19 protein-coding genes and 1 pseudogene are annotated in these 15,411 nt (G+C 63.1%); 14 read left to right on the top strand and 6 right to left on the bottom strand.

Translation table 11 applies throughout. The annotated features are described in order from the left end of the window. Positions 1-3 precede the first annotated feature (3 nt). Positions 4-468 carry a hypothetical protein gene (locus P9239_RS02250; RefSeq protein WP_309748881.1) on the bottom strand — a complete coding sequence of 155 codons (465 nt, stop codon included), beginning with the start codon at positions 466-468 and terminating at the stop codon, positions 4-6. A gap of 192 nt (positions 469-660) precedes the next feature. Here P9239_RS02250 and P9239_RS02245 point away from each other — a divergent pair, with 192 nt between their 5' ends. Beyond that, on the top strand, positions 661-816 hold the full coding sequence (locus P9239_RS02245) for a hypothetical protein (RefSeq protein WP_309748880.1): 156 nt from the start codon (positions 661-663) through the stop codon (positions 814-816). 57 nt (positions 817-873) lie between these two features. Here the strand turns inward: P9239_RS02245 and P9239_RS02240 are convergent, their stop codons facing one another. Continuing rightward, positions 874-1,461, bottom strand: a complete 588-nt coding sequence (locus P9239_RS02240; RefSeq protein WP_309748879.1) for a DUF3005 domain-containing protein — start codon at positions 1,459-1,461, stop codon at positions 874-876. 280 nt (positions 1,462-1,741) lie between these two features. Here P9239_RS02240 and P9239_RS02235 point away from each other — a divergent pair, with 280 nt between their 5' ends. Further along, a complete protein-coding gene (locus P9239_RS02235; protein WP_309748878.1) occupies positions 1,742-1,975 on the top strand; it encodes a hypothetical protein in 234 nt (77 codons plus the stop codon). Between the two features lie 164 nt (positions 1,976-2,139). After that, positions 2,140-3,135: a serine O-acetyltransferase EpsC gene (gene epsC / locus P9239_RS02230; protein ID WP_309748877.1), complete on the top strand. Its 996-nt coding sequence runs from the start codon at positions 2,140-2,142 to the stop codon at positions 3,133-3,135. 48 nt (positions 3,136-3,183) lie between these two features. Here the strand turns inward: epsC and folE are convergent, their stop codons facing one another. From folE to P9239_RS02215, 3 genes are all read right to left on the bottom strand, one after another. After that, the gene (gene folE, locus P9239_RS02225; RefSeq protein ID WP_309748876.1) at positions 3,184-3,834 is read right to left on the bottom strand and encodes a GTP cyclohydrolase I FolE; all 651 of its coding nucleotides are present in this window, start codon (positions 3,832-3,834) and stop codon (positions 3,184-3,186) included. 126 nt (positions 3,835-3,960) lie between these two features. Beyond that, on the bottom strand, positions 3,961-4,413 hold the full coding sequence (locus P9239_RS02220; RefSeq protein ID WP_309748875.1) for a VOC family protein: 453 nt from the start codon (positions 4,411-4,413) through the stop codon (positions 3,961-3,963). Between the two features lie 34 nt (positions 4,414-4,447). Continuing rightward, a complete protein-coding gene (locus P9239_RS02215; RefSeq protein WP_309748874.1) occupies positions 4,448-4,870 on the bottom strand; it encodes a nuclear transport factor 2 family protein in 423 nt (140 codons plus the stop codon). A gap of 130 nt (positions 4,871-5,000) precedes the next feature. On the opposite strand from P9239_RS02215, the gene P9239_RS02210 reads away from it, so the two are divergent. The 5 genes from P9239_RS02210 (at position 5,001) to P9239_RS02190 (ending at position 10,354) form a co-directional block, all read left to right on the top strand. Further along, entirely contained in the window at positions 5,001-5,636 is a 636-nt protein-coding gene (locus P9239_RS02210; protein ID WP_309748873.1) for a TetR/AcrR family transcriptional regulator, read from the top strand. A 116-nt stretch (positions 5,637-5,752) separates the two neighbouring features. Continuing rightward, positions 5,753-7,630, top strand: a complete 1,878-nt coding sequence (locus P9239_RS02205; RefSeq protein ID WP_309748872.1) for an ABC transporter permease — start codon at positions 5,753-5,755, stop codon at positions 7,628-7,630. Beyond that, positions 7,627-8,412, top strand: a complete 786-nt coding sequence (locus P9239_RS02200; RefSeq protein WP_309748871.1) for an ABC transporter ATP-binding protein — start codon at positions 7,627-7,629, stop codon at positions 8,410-8,412. The genes P9239_RS02205 and P9239_RS02200 overlap by 4 nt, the downstream gene beginning before the upstream one ends. Next, positions 8,409-9,116, top strand: coding sequence for an ABC transporter ATP-binding protein (locus tag P9239_RS02195; RefSeq protein ID WP_309748870.1), 708 nt, complete (start codon positions 8,409-8,411; stop codon positions 9,114-9,116). Before P9239_RS02200 ends, P9239_RS02195 begins: the two co-directional genes overlap by 4 nt. A 32-nt stretch (positions 9,117-9,148) precedes the next feature. Then, entirely contained in the window at positions 9,149-10,354 is a 1,206-nt protein-coding gene (locus P9239_RS02190) for an ABC transporter substrate-binding protein (protein WP_309748869.1), read from the top strand. On the opposite strand, the gene P9239_RS02185 is transcribed toward P9239_RS02190, so the two are convergent. Then, positions 10,355-10,942, bottom strand: coding sequence for a DNA-3-methyladenine glycosylase (locus P9239_RS02185; RefSeq protein ID WP_404980185.1), 588 nt, complete (start codon positions 10,940-10,942; stop codon positions 10,355-10,357). It lies immediately after the preceding gene. Positions 10,943-10,973: 31 nt separating this feature from the next. Here P9239_RS02185 and P9239_RS02180 point away from each other — a divergent pair. The 6 genes and pseudogenes from P9239_RS02180 to P9239_RS02155 all read left to right on the top strand — a co-directional run. Beyond that, positions 10,974-11,186: pseudogene (locus P9239_RS02180) on the top strand (low affinity iron permease family protein); the annotation flags it as partial. Positions 11,187-11,678: 492 nt separating this feature from the next. Then, a complete protein-coding gene (locus P9239_RS02175; protein WP_309748867.1) occupies positions 11,679-11,855 on the top strand; it encodes a Flp family type IVb pilin in 177 nt (58 codons plus the stop codon). A gap of 75 nt (positions 11,856-11,930) precedes the next feature. After that, positions 11,931-12,440, top strand: a complete 510-nt coding sequence (locus P9239_RS02170) for a prepilin peptidase (RefSeq protein ID WP_309748866.1) — start codon at positions 11,931-11,933, stop codon at positions 12,438-12,440. A 12-nt stretch (positions 12,441-12,452) separates the two neighbouring features. Further along, positions 12,453-13,430 carry a Flp pilus assembly protein CpaB gene (gene cpaB / locus P9239_RS02165; RefSeq protein ID WP_309748865.1) on the top strand — a complete coding sequence of 326 codons (978 nt, stop codon included), beginning with the start codon at positions 12,453-12,455 and terminating at the stop codon, positions 13,428-13,430. Positions 13,431-13,474: 44 nt separating this feature from the next. Then, positions 13,475-15,007, top strand: a complete 1,533-nt coding sequence (locus P9239_RS02160; protein ID WP_309748864.1) for a type II and III secretion system protein family protein — start codon at positions 13,475-13,477, stop codon at positions 15,005-15,007. A 10-nt stretch (positions 15,008-15,017) separates the two neighbouring features. Next, the gene (locus P9239_RS02155) at positions 15,018-15,392 is read left to right on the top strand and encodes a CpaD family pilus assembly lipoprotein (RefSeq protein ID WP_309748863.1); all 375 of its coding nucleotides are present in this window, start codon (positions 15,018-15,020) and stop codon (positions 15,390-15,392) included. Positions 15,393-15,411: the final 19 nt, after the last annotated feature.

Below are 15,411 nucleotides of genomic sequence, written 5' to 3'. Positions count from 1 at the left end.
GCGTCAGGCAGCTTTGCGGGCGGGCATCGGCGAAAGCAGGAAGAGCGATGCCGCGAGCCGGCACGCGAGCGTCAGCCCCGACACGACGGCCGCTGCGGGAAACACGTGCCACTGCAGCGCGAGCGTCGGCGCAACCAGCGCGACGGCGACGAAACCGAGTGCGACGGTCAGCCAGCGCGCCCATTGCAGCCGCGAGGCGACGCACACGTACAGCAGACCGACGAGCACCCGCGAGACGATAGACGCCGCAACCGGATGGCTGGCGGCATCGCCCGGGAAGCCCACGGCGAGCGCGAGCCCGAGTTCGGCCCACGACAGCGCGTAGGCAGCGCCGAGGCACGCCAGCGCCGACTTGAACCGTTGCTGCGCCGCAGTCCGTACCGGCGCGGCGGCGCGGGCATCGACCAGCGTCTCCTGAGCGGTTTCATCCGTGGCGGTGAGGCCGTCGTAGGTTTGACTCGTGCTCATCGTCTTCCCCTTTTCTTCGAATGTGTTCGGTCCTGGATTCTTGTCTTTCGTCTGCTCTTCGAAGAGCTAGCGCACACCGCGCAATCGCTGTGCCCGCCCGTTCTCAGTTGTTTCCGCATTTGGAACGGACTTTGCTCCGCTCACTTCGGACGTTTTCGCTCGCTAGCCGAGCCACGACAAAAGGAGCCGACAATGAGCAACACGAAAGAGCAGAACCCGAATTCGGAACGCGATGAAGAGACCGTCGACAAGGCCGTCGAAGACACGTTTCCGGCCAGCGATCCGCCCGCGACCGGCGGCGTGACCCGCATCGAAACCGACGACGAAAAAGAAGAGAAGAAGCAATAAGCGTCATCCGAGCGAGCCGCGCGACGAAAGCGCGGCTCGCCGCATTCGGCGCGCCGTCTACGACCGTTCGATCACGATCAGCCGCGACGGCCGCATGTGATTCAGCGCATAGTGGTTGCGGCCGCGCAACGTGTGGCCGTGCGCATCGCGCGCCTCGAAGCGCAAATGTTCTTCGATCTCCGGCAACGCGGGCTCGGCCATCCCCCGGTCGACGACGCGGCAGCCTCTTGCCAGCGCCAGCGCGAAACCTTTATACCCGGGACGGCTATCGAAGCCCGCGAGGACGCTGCTCGGCTCCGGCACATGGTTCGATAGCGTGGCATTCGAGACGATCACGGCATCCGGCTCGCGAGCCAGCATTTCCCCTCCACGTTTCGCGTGAATGTTCTTGGCGTCGGTATCGACGGTGTCGTCGAGCGTGTCGTCGTTGAGCACATCGACGCCACGCGGGTGACGCTGCAATCCCTCCGTCGTCGCCGATGATGCGCCACGCGCCGCATCCCGAGGCGCATCGCGACCGGATTCGGCCGCCATCGCGTCGCTCATCCGGATGTGCGCGGTTTCCGCCGCCGGCGTCTTCACCGGACTCTCTGCCGCGCGCTCGCTCTGTTTGCCTTGCAGCTCGTTGGATTCGGCGTTGTTCATGGTGCGTGCCTCCTGCAAAGCGAAGAAAAACCCGGCAAGAGTCGTTCCGGCTAATTGGCGACGGAACGGCCGCTCTTACCGTTCGGACAGCGTCTCGAACGTCCAAAATTTCTCGGGCATTTTTCGAGACTAAGGGCTTCTACTACCAGTATTATTTGTAGCTTGTCGGCAGCAAAGCGCAATAGGCGGAACGCGAGCAATCAGGAGGGCGCGTTTAGTTCGCCTGCCGTCAACAGAGCATTGCCATTCCAAAGAGCAGGGCACTTAAGACGGGTGAGTCATGCAACACGATGCCGCCTTTTCGCATAGAGGCTATCTGCTGAACTGCGCGCCCGCCCGGACCGCAGAAGGCACGTACCAACCCTATGTGGTGATTTCGCGATCGAGCGACGGCGAACTCGTCGCAAACCGCTTCTTTCCAGCCGAGCTGCGTTTCCGCAATGAGGACGACGCCATCGCGCACGCGCGCGACTGGGCGGTGCGCTGGATCGACGCGAGCCACGTCACCGTGTAGCGCGCCGATTCCCGCCGTGCGCGGCAAACGATTGCGGGAAACGCACGCGGCAAGCAGGGCGGACGCGTTGCGGCACGGTCGGTCGAAACCGGGTACTCTTGGCGTCTATCCGTCGTGCGCCCCGCCACGGCTGTCATCATCGCTTTGAGGTTGATACGCAGAACATGGCTTCGCCCAGCAGATCCGTGCCGCCCGGCACTTCGCCCGCTCCTCTCGACGCCGCAACCGGCGAAGCGCCCCGCGAATGGGGCTTGTCGCGCATCGTCTCCGAGCTGCGCGAGTCGCGCGAACAACTGCATCGCACGAGGCATCCGCTCGGCATACGCGAGTTGCCGTCGCGCGATGCCATCGTGAAGATCGTCAACGGGCTGCGCTCCGCGCTTTTCCCGACACATTACGGCACGCCCGATCTCACCGACGAAAGCGTGGACTACTACGTCGGACAGACGCTCGAAACGACCTTGCGCCTGTTGCACGAGCAGATTCGCCGCGCGTTGCGCTTCCTGCCGGAACACCGCGATACGAGCGATGCCGACCTGAGCGCGCAGGCTTTCGCGACCGCCCGCGAGTTCGGCGCGCAATTGCCTGCGATTCGCGCGTTGCTCGTGTCGGACATTCTCGCCGCGTTTTCGGGCGATCCCGCAGCGCAACACATCACCGAGATTCTGCTGTGCTATCCGGGCGTGTGGGCCATGATGCATCACCGGCTCGCGCATGCGTTGCATCGCCTCGGCGTGCCGCTGCTCGCGCGCTTCATCAACGAGATCGCGCATTCGCTGACGGGCATCGACATCCATCCGGGCGCGACCATCGGTCCGAGCTTTTTCATCGACCACGGCACGGGCGTGGTGATCGGCGAAACAGCGATCATCGGCGAGCGCGTGCGGGTTTATCAGGCGGTGACGCTCGGCGCGAAGAGTTTCCCCGCCGGCGGCGACGGCATGCTGGTGAAGGGCAATGCGCGCCATCCGATCGTCGAGGACGATGTCGTCATCTACGCGGGCGCGACAATTCTTGGGCGCGTCACTATCGGCAAGGGCTCGGTGATCGGCGGCAACGTCTGGCTGACGCATAGCGTTCCGCCGGGCAGCAACGTATCGCAGGGCAAGGTCCGCGAAGGCACGGGACCGGATGCGCCGCGCAACGGCTTCGGCGCATGAAACGCAAAAGGGCCGCAGCGCGGCCCTTTTGCTTTTTCACCAGCGCTTTCAGGTATTGGACACGCTGAAGCCGGACTGCTGCCCGACGATAGCGAGAAACTCGCGCCGCGTGGAAGGATCGTCTCGGAACGAGCCGAGCATGCGCGAGGTCACCATCGAGACGCCCGCCTTATGCACGCCGCGCGTCGACATGCACTGATGCGCGGCTTCGAGGATCACGCCGACGCCGAGCGGTTGCAGGACTTCTTCGAGCGTATCGGCGATCTGCGCGGTCATCTTCTCCTGAATCTGCAGACGCTTGGCGAAGGCATCGACGAGACGCGCGAGCTTGGAAATGCCGACCACGCGCTTGTTCGGCAGATACGCGACGTGCGCGCGCCCGATGATCGGCACCATGTGATGCTCGCAATAGCTCTCGAAGCGAATGTCCTTGAGCACGATCATCTCGTCGTAGCCCTGCACTTCGGAGAACGTGCGCGCGAGAATGTCCCGCGGATTTTGCGCGTAGCCAGCGAAGAACTCCTCGTAGGAACGCACGACGCGCGCCGGCGTGTCGAGAAGGCCTTCGCGGCGCGGATCGTCGCCGGCCCAGCGCAGGAGCACGCGCACGGCGGCTTCGGCTTCCTCGCGAGTCGGACGATCGGCTGATTCAGCGGGCATGTCCGAGCCGGTGAGTTGATGTTGATGCGGGGCGCTCATTTGAAAGCTCCTGTCGGTCTATGTTCGGAAATCAGCCGACATTGTTCCACGTTTTGGAAGGCCCATCCGCGTGTCAGGTCTTTGAGCCTCTCTTTGAGCCTTGACGCCCCGCATTCGCATCGGCGATCACGCCGGCTTGTTCTCCACGCCGCCGAGCACCATCCACGACACGCCGAACTTGTCCTGAACCATGCCGAAGCGTTTGGCGAAGAAGGTGCGCGTCATCGGCATCTGAATCTGGCCGCCGTTAGAGAGCGCATCAAAGAACTTCTCGGCTTGTTGCTCGTCGTTTGCGCTCAGCGAAAGGGAGACGCCGCCGAAATTCGGCTTGCCGCTGCACATGCCGTCGGATGCCATCAGCATGGATTCGCCGATGGTAAACGCCGTGTGCATGATCTTGTCCTCCGAGCCAGGAGGCATGCTGCAGCCACTCGCCGCTTCGCTGCCGCCATCTTTGCCCGCATCGGGGTTGTCTCGAAAGCGCATGGTCATGACCACCTGCGCGCCGAGTTGCTCGCGATAGAACGAGACCGCTTCTTCGCAACGGCCTTCGAAAAACAGATACGGTTGAACTTGCATGTCTTCTCCTTGGGTTCGAGACGGGGCGGGACAGTCAGGCCGATTCGTCGGGGTCCATGTCCATCATGAGCGGCACCGACGCGTGCTCGTGCACCACGCGCCAATCGCCGTCGATCTTCTTGAAACACACCGTAGCGCGCACGATGTCGTCGCGTCCACCCGCCGCCACGCGATTGAGCGAGTGCGCATACGCGAGTTCGCCGCTGACCGCGATGTGCATGTCCATGACGTCGAACGCGAGCGGGCCGTGGATGCTGTCGAACCAGCGCTGCCAGTTCTCGCAGTAACGCTGCACGCCTGTCATGGAAGCGGGCGGCACGACATCGAACACGACGACATCCGGTGCGTAATGCGCGACGAGCGCGGCGGCGTCTTTCGCGAGGACCGCTTGCCGCCAGGCTTCCGCGAGTTCCCGAATGCGCGCTTCGTCATACGCGCGGTCGTTCTCCAAGTTCATCTTCGGCTCCCATCATGGACGCATACGATGACGGATTTATTTCCACTTGTGTACACCGTCCACAAAAAATAGCAGAGATAATGGACAGTGTCCACATAGGGCCGTCATCGTTCGAGATAACAAGAATCCCATGACAAGAACAAAGCCGCGAAGCACTTACAGACACGGCGACCTTCGGCGCGCGCTGATCGACGCGGGCATCGAACTCGCGCGCGAAGGCGGTCCGGATGCGATCGTTCTGCGCGAAGCAACGCGTCGCGCGGGCGTCGTGCCGAACGCGGCTTACCGGCACTTCGAGAACAGGGACGCGCTGCTTTCGGCCGTGCGTTCGGCGGCGCTGTCGGCGGTCGCCGAGGCGATGGAAGAGGAACTCGCTGCGCGGCCGAAGAAGCGTCGTCGCGCCGATGCCGCCCGAGCGGGACTGCGCGCTGTCGGTGCGGGGTATCTGCGTTTCGCGCAAGCCGAGACGGGACTGTTTCGCACGGCGTTTGCCGCGCCTCAGGCAGAGTGGGCCGAGCATGAAGAACCGTACGGTGCCGGGCCGAGCGGTCTCGACCCGTTCCAGCTTCTGAGCCGCGCGCTCGACGACATGGTGGAAACGGGCGCGCTCGACGCGCGGCGGCGCCCCGAAGCCGAATATCTGGCGTGGAGCGCGGTGCACGGCTTTGCGCTTCTCGTGATCGAAGGGCCACTGCAAGGGCTCGATGCCAGTCAGATCGAGCCACTTGCAAAGCGGCTTTTGTCGATGGTGGAGAGCGGCTTGTAAGCATCGAGCCGTATCTTTTCAGCGCCTTCCGGCGCGGGCTTTTTGTCGGGAAGGCCAGCCCGCGCGCAATTCGCCGATAATGTCGCCTCGTCGTCGCCTAGCTCCTTCAGCGCTTCATGTTCGCCAACCTGCTCGTCCAACTCGTTAACGGCCTAGCCGATGCCTGCGCGCTTTTCCTCGTCGCGTCGGGACTGTCGCTGATATTCGGCGTCACGCGGATCGTCAATTTCGCGCACGGCTCGCTCTACATGCTGGGCGTCTATGTCGCCTACAGTCTGACGAGCCGGTTCGGTGCCAGCGTGCCGGGGTTCTGGTTATCGGTTCTCGGCGCGGCACTCATCGTTGGCGCGTTGGGGGCGCTGATCGAAGTCTGCGTGCTAAGGCGCATCTACCGCGCGCCGGAGCTTTTTCATTTGCTTGCGACTTTCGCGCTTGTGCTGATCTTGCGTGACGCCGCGCTGTATTTGTGGGGACCGGACGATCTCTTCGGCCCGCGCGCGCCGCATCTCGCGGGCGCGATGCAATTGCTCGGCCATGCGTTACCGGTGTATGACGTGGCGTTGATCGTCGCCGGTCCGCTCGTCCTCGTCGCGCTCTGGTATGCGCTGACGCGAACGCGCTGGGGCACGCTGGTCCGCGCCGCCAGCTCCGATCGCGAAATGCTGGGCGCGCTAGGCGTGAATCAGGCGTGGCTATTCACGAGTGTTTTCTTTGCGGGCGCGTTTCTCGCGGGCCTCGGCGGCGCGTTGCAAATACCGCGCATGCCTGCGAATCTCTCGCTCGATATCGACACCATTGGCAACGCATTCGTGGTCGTCGTGGTCGGCGGCATGGGCTCGATTCCGGGCGCATTCGTCGCGGCTCTGTTGATCGCGGAAATCAAGGCTGTGTGCATCGGCATCGGGCATGTGTCGCTCTTCGGCATTGGATTTTCTCTGTCGAAGTTCACGCTGGTCGCGGAGTTCGTCTTGATGGCCGTCGTGTTGGTGTTGCGCCCTTGGGGCTTGTTCGGGCGCGCGCAGGCCATTGCCCGCTCCGCCGCGCCCGCCGACAGGCCGCTCGTGCCTGCCACGCGCCGCATGAGAACAGGCTGGGCCATCGTCGTGTTGCTGCTCGCACTTGCGCCCTTGGCAGCCGACGCTTTGCCGTATATGCCCGTCTTGCTCGTCGAAATCTTCATCGCCGTGTTGTTTGCCGCGAGCCTGCACTTCATCATGGGACCGGGCGGCATGCATTCGTTCGGCCACGCGGCATATTTCGGGCTGGGCGCTTACGGCGCGGCGCTTTTCCTGAAGGCGCTTGCGTTGCCGATGGAAGCGGCGCTCGTGCTCGGGCCGCTCCTTGCAGGCATCGGTGCAATCGTATTCGGATGGTTTTGCGTGCGGCTGTCCGGCGTCTATCTCGCCATGCTCACGCTCGCCTTTGCGCAGATCGTGTGGTCCATCGTCTATCAATGGGACGCGGTGACGGGCGGCAGCAACGGATTGCTCGGCATGTGGCCTTCGCCGTGGCTCGCGTCGCCTGTGGCCTTCTACTATGTCACGCTTATTGCCGCGATCATCGGCGTATGGCTCTTGCGACGTATGTTGTTCGCACCGCTCGGCCTCGCGATGCGCGCGGGCCGCGACTCGCCGCTGCGCGCCGAAGCAATCGGCATCGACGTCGCGCGCGTGCAATGGGTCGCGTTCGTCGCTGCGGCACTGGTATGCGGCCTCGCCGGTTCGCTGTATGCCTTCTCTAAGGGGAATATCTCGCCCGAAGTCATCAGCGTGGGGCGTTCCGTGGACGGTCTCGTGATGGTGCTGCTCGGCGGCATTCAGACTCTTGCCGGACCGGTGGTCGGCGCAGCGGTCTTCACGTGGTTGCAAGACACGGTGGCGCGGCAAACCGACTATTGGCAGGCCTTGCTCGGGGCCGCCATTCTGGTGCTCGTCATGGCGTTTCCTCAAGGCATTGCGGGCTTCGCGCGCGACCGGTTCGCGGAGGCGCAATGACGCTCTTGCGCATCGACAAGCTGTCTAAATCGTTCGATGGGGTGAAAGCCGTCGATGACGTCTCCTTCTCGCTGAGAGCGGGCGAACTGCTTGCGCTGATCGGCCCGAACGGCGCGGGGAAATCGACGTGCTTCAACATGATCAATGGGCAACTGAGGCCAACTTCGGGCGCCATTTTCCTCGACGGTGAGAACATCACCGCGAGGCGTCCACGCGATATCTGGCGGCGCGGCGTCGGCCGCACATTTCAGGTTGCGGCCACGTTCAATTCCATGACGGTGCTGGAGAACATGCAGATGGCGTTGCTTTCGCGCGAGCGGCGGGTATTCAATGCTTTCTCGCGCGCGGCATCGTGGGTTGAGGACGAGGCGATGGCATTGCTCGATCTCGTCGGCATGGCGTCTCATGCGCGGCGCAGTTGCGCGGTGCTCGCTTACGGCGACGTCAAGCGCGTGGAACTGGCGATGGCCTTGTCGAACCGCCCGAAGCTGCTGCTCATGGACGAGCCGACCGCAGGCATGGCGCCGGAGGAACGCAACGCGCTCATGGCGCTCACGGCACGCCTTGCCAAAGCGCGCAACATGGGCGTGCTGTTCACCGAGCACAGCATGGATGTCGTGTTCGAGTACGCCGATACGTTGATCGTGCTGGCGCGAGGCCAATTGATCGCAGCAGGCAATGCCGACGCGATTCGCAACGACGCTCGCGTGCGCGAAGTGTATCTGGGCACGGGCGCATCGTATGCGCCGCGCGCGCTTTCAATCGACGGAGCCGCGCGATGACGCTGCTCAGAGTCGATGCGCTGAATGCGTTCTATGGCCGCGCCCAAATCCTTTACGACGTGGCATTCGAAGTAGAGCGCGGCGAAGTCGTCGCGTTGATGGGACGCAACGGCGCCGGCAAATCTACAACGATGAAAGCCATCATGGGCCTTTTGCCTCGTGTGACCGGCGCGATCACGTTCATGGGCGAAAGCATCGTAGGCATGGCGCCGTATCGCATCGCGCGCAAGGGCGTAGGCTATGTGCCGGAAGATCGCCGCATCTTCGGCGACCTGACCGTGATGGAGAATCTCGATACGGGCCGCCAGCCGCCGCGCGAAGGCGCGCCGCTCTGGACGCCGGACAAGCTGTTTCGCGTCTTTCCGAACCTCGGTGAGATGCAGAGCCGCCGCGCGAGCCGAATGAGCGGCGGCGAACAACAGATGCTGACTGTCTCGCGCACGCTGATGGGCAACCCGCGCGTCGTGCTGCTCGACGAGCCATCGGAAGGCGTGGCGCCTGTCATCGTCGAGCAAATGGCCGATATGATTCTCGAATTGAAGCGCGAAGGGCTTGCCATTGTGTTGTCCGAGCAGAACCTGCACTTCGCCGAACTCGTCAGCGACCGCGTGTATGTGCTGGAAAAAGGCCAGGTTCGCCATGCGGGAACGATGAAGGCATTCGTCGAGGACGAAGCCGCGCGGCGCGCGTATCTCGGCGTCTGAGCCTGAAGAATATCCATAGAGGAGAAGCATCGATGACTCATCATGCAGGAAAAGTGCTGCGCTCGAGCTTGACCGCCATCGCCGCCGTTGCGGCTTTCTCCGCGCACGCGGACACCATCAAGATCGGCGAAATCAATAGCTATAAAGCCCAGCCCGCGTTTCTGATGCCGTACAAAAATGGCTGGAATCTTGCGCTCGACCAGATCAACGCGGCAGGCGGCATCAACGGCAACAAGCTCGAAGTCGTCTCGCGCGACGACAACGGCAATCCCGGCGACACCGTGCGTGTCGCGCAGGAACTCGTCTCGCGCGAGCAAGTGAAGCTCCTCTTCGGCGGTTATCTGTCGAACACGGGACTCGCACTCGCCGACTACGCCAAGCAGCGGCACCTCTTTTTCCTCGCAGCAGAGCCGCTTACCGACAAGATCGTCTGGCAGGACGGCAACAAATATACGTATCGCCTGCGGCCATCGACGTATATGCAGGTCGCCATGCTCGTTCCCGAAGCGGCGAAGCTCAAGAAGAAGCGCTGGGCGCTCGTGTATCCGAACTATGAGTACGGTCAATCGGCGGTGGCGACATTCAAGCGGCTGCTGAAGGCCGCGCAGCCCGATGTCGAATTCGTCGCGGAGCAGGCCACGCCGCTCGGCAACGTGGACGCCGGCGCCGTCACGCAAGCCCTGGCCGACGCAAAGCCCGATGCTATTTTCAACGTTCTCTTCAGCGCGGACCTCGGCAAGTTCGTTCGCGAAGGCAATACGCGCGGGCTCTTCAAGGATCGCGCGGTGGTGTCGCTCTTGACGGGCGAACCGGATTATCTCGATCCGCTGGGCGCGGAAGCACCAGTCGGCTGGATCGTCACGGGCTACCCGTGGTATGCCATCGACACGCCCGCGAACAAGCAGTTCGTCGCCGCCTATCAGGCGAAATATCATGACTATCCGCGTCTTGGCTCGGTCGTCGGATATACGGCGATGATGTCGGTTGCCAACGGCCTCAAGAAAGCGGGCACCACGGACGCGGACAAGCTCGCGGCCGCATTCAAGGGCTTGCCGGTCGATACGCCCTTCGGTCCGATCGTCTATCGCAGACAGGACAATCAATCGACGATGGGCGCTTATGTCGGCGTGACGGCTCTAAAGGACGGCAAGGGCGTGATGACCTCGTTCCGCTATATCGACGGTGCGAGCGTGCAGCCTTCGGACGAAGAAGTGAAGAAGCTGCGTCCCGCGGACTGATCACGCCTTGGGAAAGGGCTTGCTCAGAAACTTGGATCCGGCAAGCCCGAAGCGCCACGGAACATCCATCGCCTTGCTGATGCCGATGCGCGGACCGCTGACCACATCGAAAGCCCCTTCGGGCGGTGCGATATCGAAGGGCGCTTCCAGGAGCGACGCGCCGTTATCCTTGTGCGTGATGCCAAGCGCCTGCGCAAGGCGGCCCGGGCCCGAACACAACAGCTTGAGCGGTTCGACGCCGCGCCGTTCGCGCATGACGTCGATGCCGGTCAACGGCTCGATGGCGCGAATCAGCACTCCCGCGCCGTGGCCCGCTTCGCGGCACACGAAATTCAGGCACCAGTGAATGCCGTAAGACCGGTAGACATAGGCATGAGCCGGCGGCCCGAACATGGCCGCGTTGCGCGGCGTGAGGCCGGCGAAAGTGTGCGAGGCGGGGTCTTCGCGATCATAGGCCTCGGTTTCGACGATGCGACCGCCGACGCCGTCCACGGTGAAGATCGCGCCGATGAGGCGGCGCGCGACTTCGTCGGATGGGGCGAAGAAGTCGATGGATGAATGTTCGATTTTGGGGCTCACAGGGATCATTCTAATCAAGGACGCTCAAAGGAGACTCGCGATGAAAGAGTCTCGGTTTCTGAGATTCTCCAATGCGCTTTCGCAAATCACGGGCCGCGCCTCCACATTCATCATCGCGGTTGTGATGGTGATCGCATGGGCGTTCTCCGGACCGCTCTTTCACTTCAGCGATACGTGGCAGCTCGTCATCAATACATCGACGACCATCGTTACGTTTTTCATGGTCTTTCCGATTCGGAACACGCAGAATCGGTTCGCACGCGAAAGCAATGCAATCTCTGGATGCCGCAGAGCGAAGCGACGAATATTCATGCCAGTCGCAGCCCTATGGATGAGTACTCACGCCACGTTGCCTTCTTTCCTTTCGGCGGACTGAATTTCCGCAAACGTTTCACCTCCGCAATCGCGCCGCGCAACGCGGCTTGCGCCGCACCGGCGCCAAACAAACCCGGAAGGGCTTCATTCCGCTCGCAAACGATAAATCCAGAGCGCTTCGGGTGCTTTGCGATCCCGCGAGTCCGCCTCCGACATCCCGGCTTACGCGAAAATCTGCGAAGAACCTAAAGTTTCTCTCCCTTGGGCCGTTAGCGAAGGAACACACGTCCGCTAAAACCTCGAATTGAGGGTCGTTCGGGCCTCTGAACGACGCAGTCGAAGCATCGGGGTGTAGCTAGGATGTGTCGTGTCCGGCGCCTCTCTCGCCGGAAATCCGCACGTAACCTCAACTCGTACCAAGGAAATAAAAATGCTCAAGTTTGCAAAAGCTTTCACGCGTGACGAGCGTGGCGTCAGCGCCATGGAATATGCAATCCTCGCCGGCATCATCGTCGTTGCCCTGACCGCTTCGATGACCACGTTCAAGACCGCGTTCACGGGTCTGTGGACGACCATCACGAGCGACGTGACGAAGGCAGGCAAGTAATAGCCGCAACCCGGAGATCCGGATGCCTGACGTCCGGTTCTCCGCTCGAATCTCAACTCACCTCGCGGTCTCATCGTGCTGACCTTGTCCATCGCCATTCGTCTCGTCGTGTTCTGCGCGCTCGTTTTGCTCGCGGTCATCGACATTCGTTCACGGCGCCTGCCGACGAACATCGTCCTCGTCATTGGAGGATTGTTCTTCGTGGACGCGGTCCTGCGGCACATGCCTCTCGACACGATGATCGCTCACCTGGTAGTCGCCATCGGTGTGTTCCTGATCTGCGCGCTGCTGTTCGCGGCGCGCATGCTCGGCGGCGGCGACGCCAAACTCGCGGCGGTGATCTTTCTGTGGGCGGGCGTCGGTCTTTCGCTGCCGGCACTCAGCCTGATTTCGGTGGCAGGCATGTTCGTGTCCCTGATCAGTCTTGCCACGCGAAACATGAATCCCGACCGCCACGCGATGCCCATGCGCGCGCTGGCGTTGTTTTCCGGAGCGCGCGGCGTGCCTTACGGCGTCGCGCTCGCCTCTGGCGGCATCGCTGTCATCGTGCTGCCCGTTGTGCTTCCCTTGATCCTGACGCGATAGGACGGCGTCGCTATGTCCAACATCATCAAATTCGCCGTACTGCTCGTCGGCGCACTCCTCATCGCGCTGATCGTGCGCGTCGTTGTTGCTAGCTCATCCAAACCGAGCCAAGTCAAGATCACTACCGTCAAGGTGCAGGTGAGCGCGGCAGACCTGCCGCAGGGACTTTTGCTGCGCGATGAAGACATCGGCTGGAAAGCGATTCCCGCCACCGAGGTGCCGACGAACGCCATCGTGCAGGGCGCGGCGGGTTCGGCCGATCTGAAGGGCGCGCTGCTTCGCCATCCGGTGACGAGCGGCACGATTCTAAGCGGCGACGACGTCATTCTGCCGAGCGCGCCGGGCTTTCTCGCCGCCACGCTCAAGCCGGAAATGCGCGCCGTGTCGGTCGCCGTGGACGATGTGTCCGGCAACGCCGGCCTGATCCAGCCGGGCGATTACGTCGATCTCTTGCTGACACAGCAAATGGACCGGCGCACGGATTCGCCGGACCTCGCGGTATCGAGCGAAACGGTGGTGGAGCACGTTCGCGTGCTGGCGGTCGGTTCGGAAATCAAGCGTCCGAAGAACAACGGCGTGGCGCCCGAAACGGTGACGCCCGCGCGCACGGTCACGCTGGAAGTCACGCCGCGCATGGGCGAAGTCGTCGCGGTCGCCGCGCGTCTGGGCAGTTTGTCGCTCGCGCTGCGCAGCTTCGCGACGGTCACGCGCGACCCGGCGGCATCCGCGGCTGTTCAGGCTTCGTCGGCGGAACGCGCGCCGATCTGGGCCGGCGACATTTCTCGCGCGGTGCGCGCGCTGCCTCATGCCCGCGTCGCCGAAGCCAGCACGGGCGGTCCGTCCGCGCCGCCGCTTCCGCATACCGTGACCATCTACCGCGGGTCGGAAAAAACGGACAACTCGGCAGGCCCGGCGGGAAGCGCAGTCGCCTCGGTCGCGGCAAATTCCGCGACTGGCGCGCCGCCGCTCCCTACAGTCCCCGCGCGTTGATGCCGTAAGCACGGGTACAGAGTGAATCGCCAGGGTAAACAGTCATGAAGAAGCAGTTGAGTTCGGTTCTTGTCGATGCAAACGTTGCGGCGAAAGCCGTGGCGTGCGCGGGGTCGCTCGCCGCGGCACTTGCCGCGACGCTGCCCGCGACGTCGAACGCAGCCGAACCGCCGCAGACGGCGCAGCAAGCCTATCAGGCGCAGGCGCGCGTCCCGAACCGGCAGGCCTTGCCGGCAGCGGCCGACACGACGGCGGCAGCCGATAATTACGGCCCCCTCAACGTCGATGCGGGCAAGGGCACGCTGCTGCGCCTGAACGAAGAAGCGTCGTCCGTGTTCGTCGCCGATCCGACGGTCGCCGATGTCCACGTTCCGTCGCCGAAGGCGGTGTTCGTGCTCGGCAAGAAGTCCGGCACGACGACGCTCTACGCGCTCGGCGCGAACAACAAACCGATTTTGCAACGCACGGTCGTCGTCGCGCGCGACATGGTGCTTCTGCGCAGCACCATCGCCAGCCGCTTTCCGAACCTCAACATCCAGATCGGCACGACGCTCGGTTCGCTCGTGCTGACGGGGCAGGTTCATACCTCGCTCGAAGCGGATGCCGTCGTGCAAGCCGTCACGCCGTTCCTCGCGGACAAGGAAGTCTTGGTCAACCGCATGACGGTGGATCGTCCGCAGCAGGTTCAGTTGCGCGTGCGGATCACGGAAGTGGACCGCAACATCACGCAGCAGCTCGGCATCAACTGGCAGTCGATCGGCAACGCGGCGGGTAATTTCTTCGGCGGCATCTACAGCGGCCGTCAGATCTACAACCTGACGCAGCCGCTCACCAACGCGGCGGGTCAGACGACCTATCCCGTCAACCTGCCGACCAACAACGCGTATTCGCTGTTCGGCGCGTTCCACACGAACAACACCGACATCCGCGCGATGATCGATGCACTGAATCAGGAAGGCTTGCTGACCGTTCTCGCGGAGCCGAATCTGGTTGCGCTGTCCGGCCAGACGGCGAGCTTCCTCGCGGGCGGCGAATTTCCGATTCCGGTCTCGCAAGTCAACGGCGCGATCTCGGTCGAATTCAAGCAGTTCGGCGTGAAACTGGATTTCACGCCGACGGTGCTCGACGAGCATCGCATCAGCCTGAAAGTGCGGCCGGAAGTCAGCCAGATCGATACCTCGGTGAGCGTGACGACCAACGGCATCACGGTGCCGGGCCTCTCCGTGCGCCGCGCCGACACGACCGTGGAACTAGGCAGCGGCCAGAGCTTCGCGATCGGCGGCCTGTTGCAAAGCAATACTCAGGACATCGTTTCCCAGGTTCCGGGTCTCGGGTCGCTGCCGGTGCTGGGCAAGCTGTTCTCGTCGACGAACTACCAGAACAACAAGACTGAGCTCGTGATCATGGTGACGCCTTATATCGTCGAGCCGACCGATCCCGCGAAGCTGCGCTCGCCGCTCGATTCGCTGATCTCGCCGAGTTCGGACGTGGAATACGGCTTCCAGCGCCGCACGGGAACCGACACGCCTTCGGCCGGCGAACCGCGTCTCGTCGGCGCGGCCGGATATGTCTATTGAGCGCATCGCCATGAAACACGCACGCATTCTGACGCTTTCTCTCTCTTGCGCGATCGCGCTCGGCGCAGCGGGCTGCTTCAAGCCGCCGCGCAACATGCCCAACGAAACGGTCATCGGTTACGACGGCCGCTCGGCGACGCCGCCCGATTGCGAAAGCCTGTCCCGCGCCTCGCTGCTGATGGATGCCGGCATTCCCCGCCCGAGCATGCAATGGGGCTGTGCGACGTACACGAATCTCGCAGCCCAGCTGGCGCATCCGGAGGACATCGTTCATCCGCAGACGCTCGGCCCCGCCGATGCAGCCGTTGCCGCGAGCGCCGCGCATCGTTACCAGACCGAACACGTGATTCCGCTCGACAAGGGCACGTCGCGCGACGCCAAGTGATGCAAGCCATCTCACGAGC

The organism is Caballeronia sp. LZ062 (genome assembly GCF_031450785.1).
In the GTDB taxonomy this organism is placed as follows: domain Bacteria; phylum Pseudomonadota; class Gammaproteobacteria; order Burkholderiales; family Burkholderiaceae; genus Caballeronia.
Note: the sequence above shows the minus strand (reverse complement) of the source record. Positions and strands in the feature narration are given on the sequence as shown.

Coding starts and splice junctions, on each gene's coding strand:
- P9239_RS02250 (WP_309748881.1), bottom strand. CDS start 468: ATGAGCACGAGTCAAACCTACGACGGCCTCACCGCCACGGATGAAACC.
- P9239_RS02245 (WP_309748880.1), top strand. CDS start 661: ATGAGCAACACGAAAGAGCAGAACCCGAATTCGGAACGCGATGAAGAG.
- P9239_RS02240 (WP_309748879.1), bottom strand. CDS start 1,461: ATGAACAACGCCGAATCCAACGAGCTGCAAGGCAAACAGAGCGAGCGC.
- P9239_RS02235 (WP_309748878.1), top strand. CDS start 1,742: ATGCAACACGATGCCGCCTTTTCGCATAGAGGCTATCTGCTGAACTGC.
- epsC (WP_309748877.1), top strand. CDS start 2,140: ATGGCTTCGCCCAGCAGATCCGTGCCGCCCGGCACTTCGCCCGCTCCT.
- folE (WP_309748876.1), bottom strand. CDS start 3,834: ATGAGCGCCCCGCATCAACATCAACTCACCGGCTCGGACATGCCCGCT.
- P9239_RS02220 (WP_309748875.1), bottom strand. CDS start 4,413: ATGCAAGTTCAACCGTATCTGTTTTTCGAAGGCCGTTGCGAAGAAGCG.
- P9239_RS02215 (WP_309748874.1), bottom strand. CDS start 4,870: ATGAACTTGGAGAACGACCGCGCGTATGACGAAGCGCGCATTCGGGAA.
- P9239_RS02210 (WP_309748873.1), top strand. CDS start 5,001: ATGACAAGAACAAAGCCGCGAAGCACTTACAGACACGGCGACCTTCGG.
- P9239_RS02205 (WP_309748872.1), top strand. CDS start 5,753: ATGTTCGCCAACCTGCTCGTCCAACTCGTTAACGGCCTAGCCGATGCC.
- P9239_RS02200 (WP_309748871.1), top strand. CDS start 7,627: ATGACGCTCTTGCGCATCGACAAGCTGTCTAAATCGTTCGATGGGGTG.
- P9239_RS02195 (WP_309748870.1), top strand. CDS start 8,409: ATGACGCTGCTCAGAGTCGATGCGCTGAATGCGTTCTATGGCCGCGCC.
- P9239_RS02190 (WP_309748869.1), top strand. CDS start 9,149: ATGACTCATCATGCAGGAAAAGTGCTGCGCTCGAGCTTGACCGCCATC.
- P9239_RS02185 (WP_404980185.1), bottom strand. CDS start 10,942: ATGATCCCTGTGAGCCCCAAAATCGAACATTCATCCATCGACTTCTTC.
- P9239_RS02175 (WP_309748867.1), top strand. CDS start 11,679: ATGCTCAAGTTTGCAAAAGCTTTCACGCGTGACGAGCGTGGCGTCAGC.
- cpaB (WP_309748865.1), top strand. CDS start 12,453: ATGTCCAACATCATCAAATTCGCCGTACTGCTCGTCGGCGCACTCCTC.
- P9239_RS02160 (WP_309748864.1), top strand. CDS start 13,475: ATGAAGAAGCAGTTGAGTTCGGTTCTTGTCGATGCAAACGTTGCGGCG.
- P9239_RS02155 (WP_309748863.1), top strand. CDS start 15,018: ATGAAACACGCACGCATTCTGACGCTTTCTCTCTCTTGCGCGATCGCG.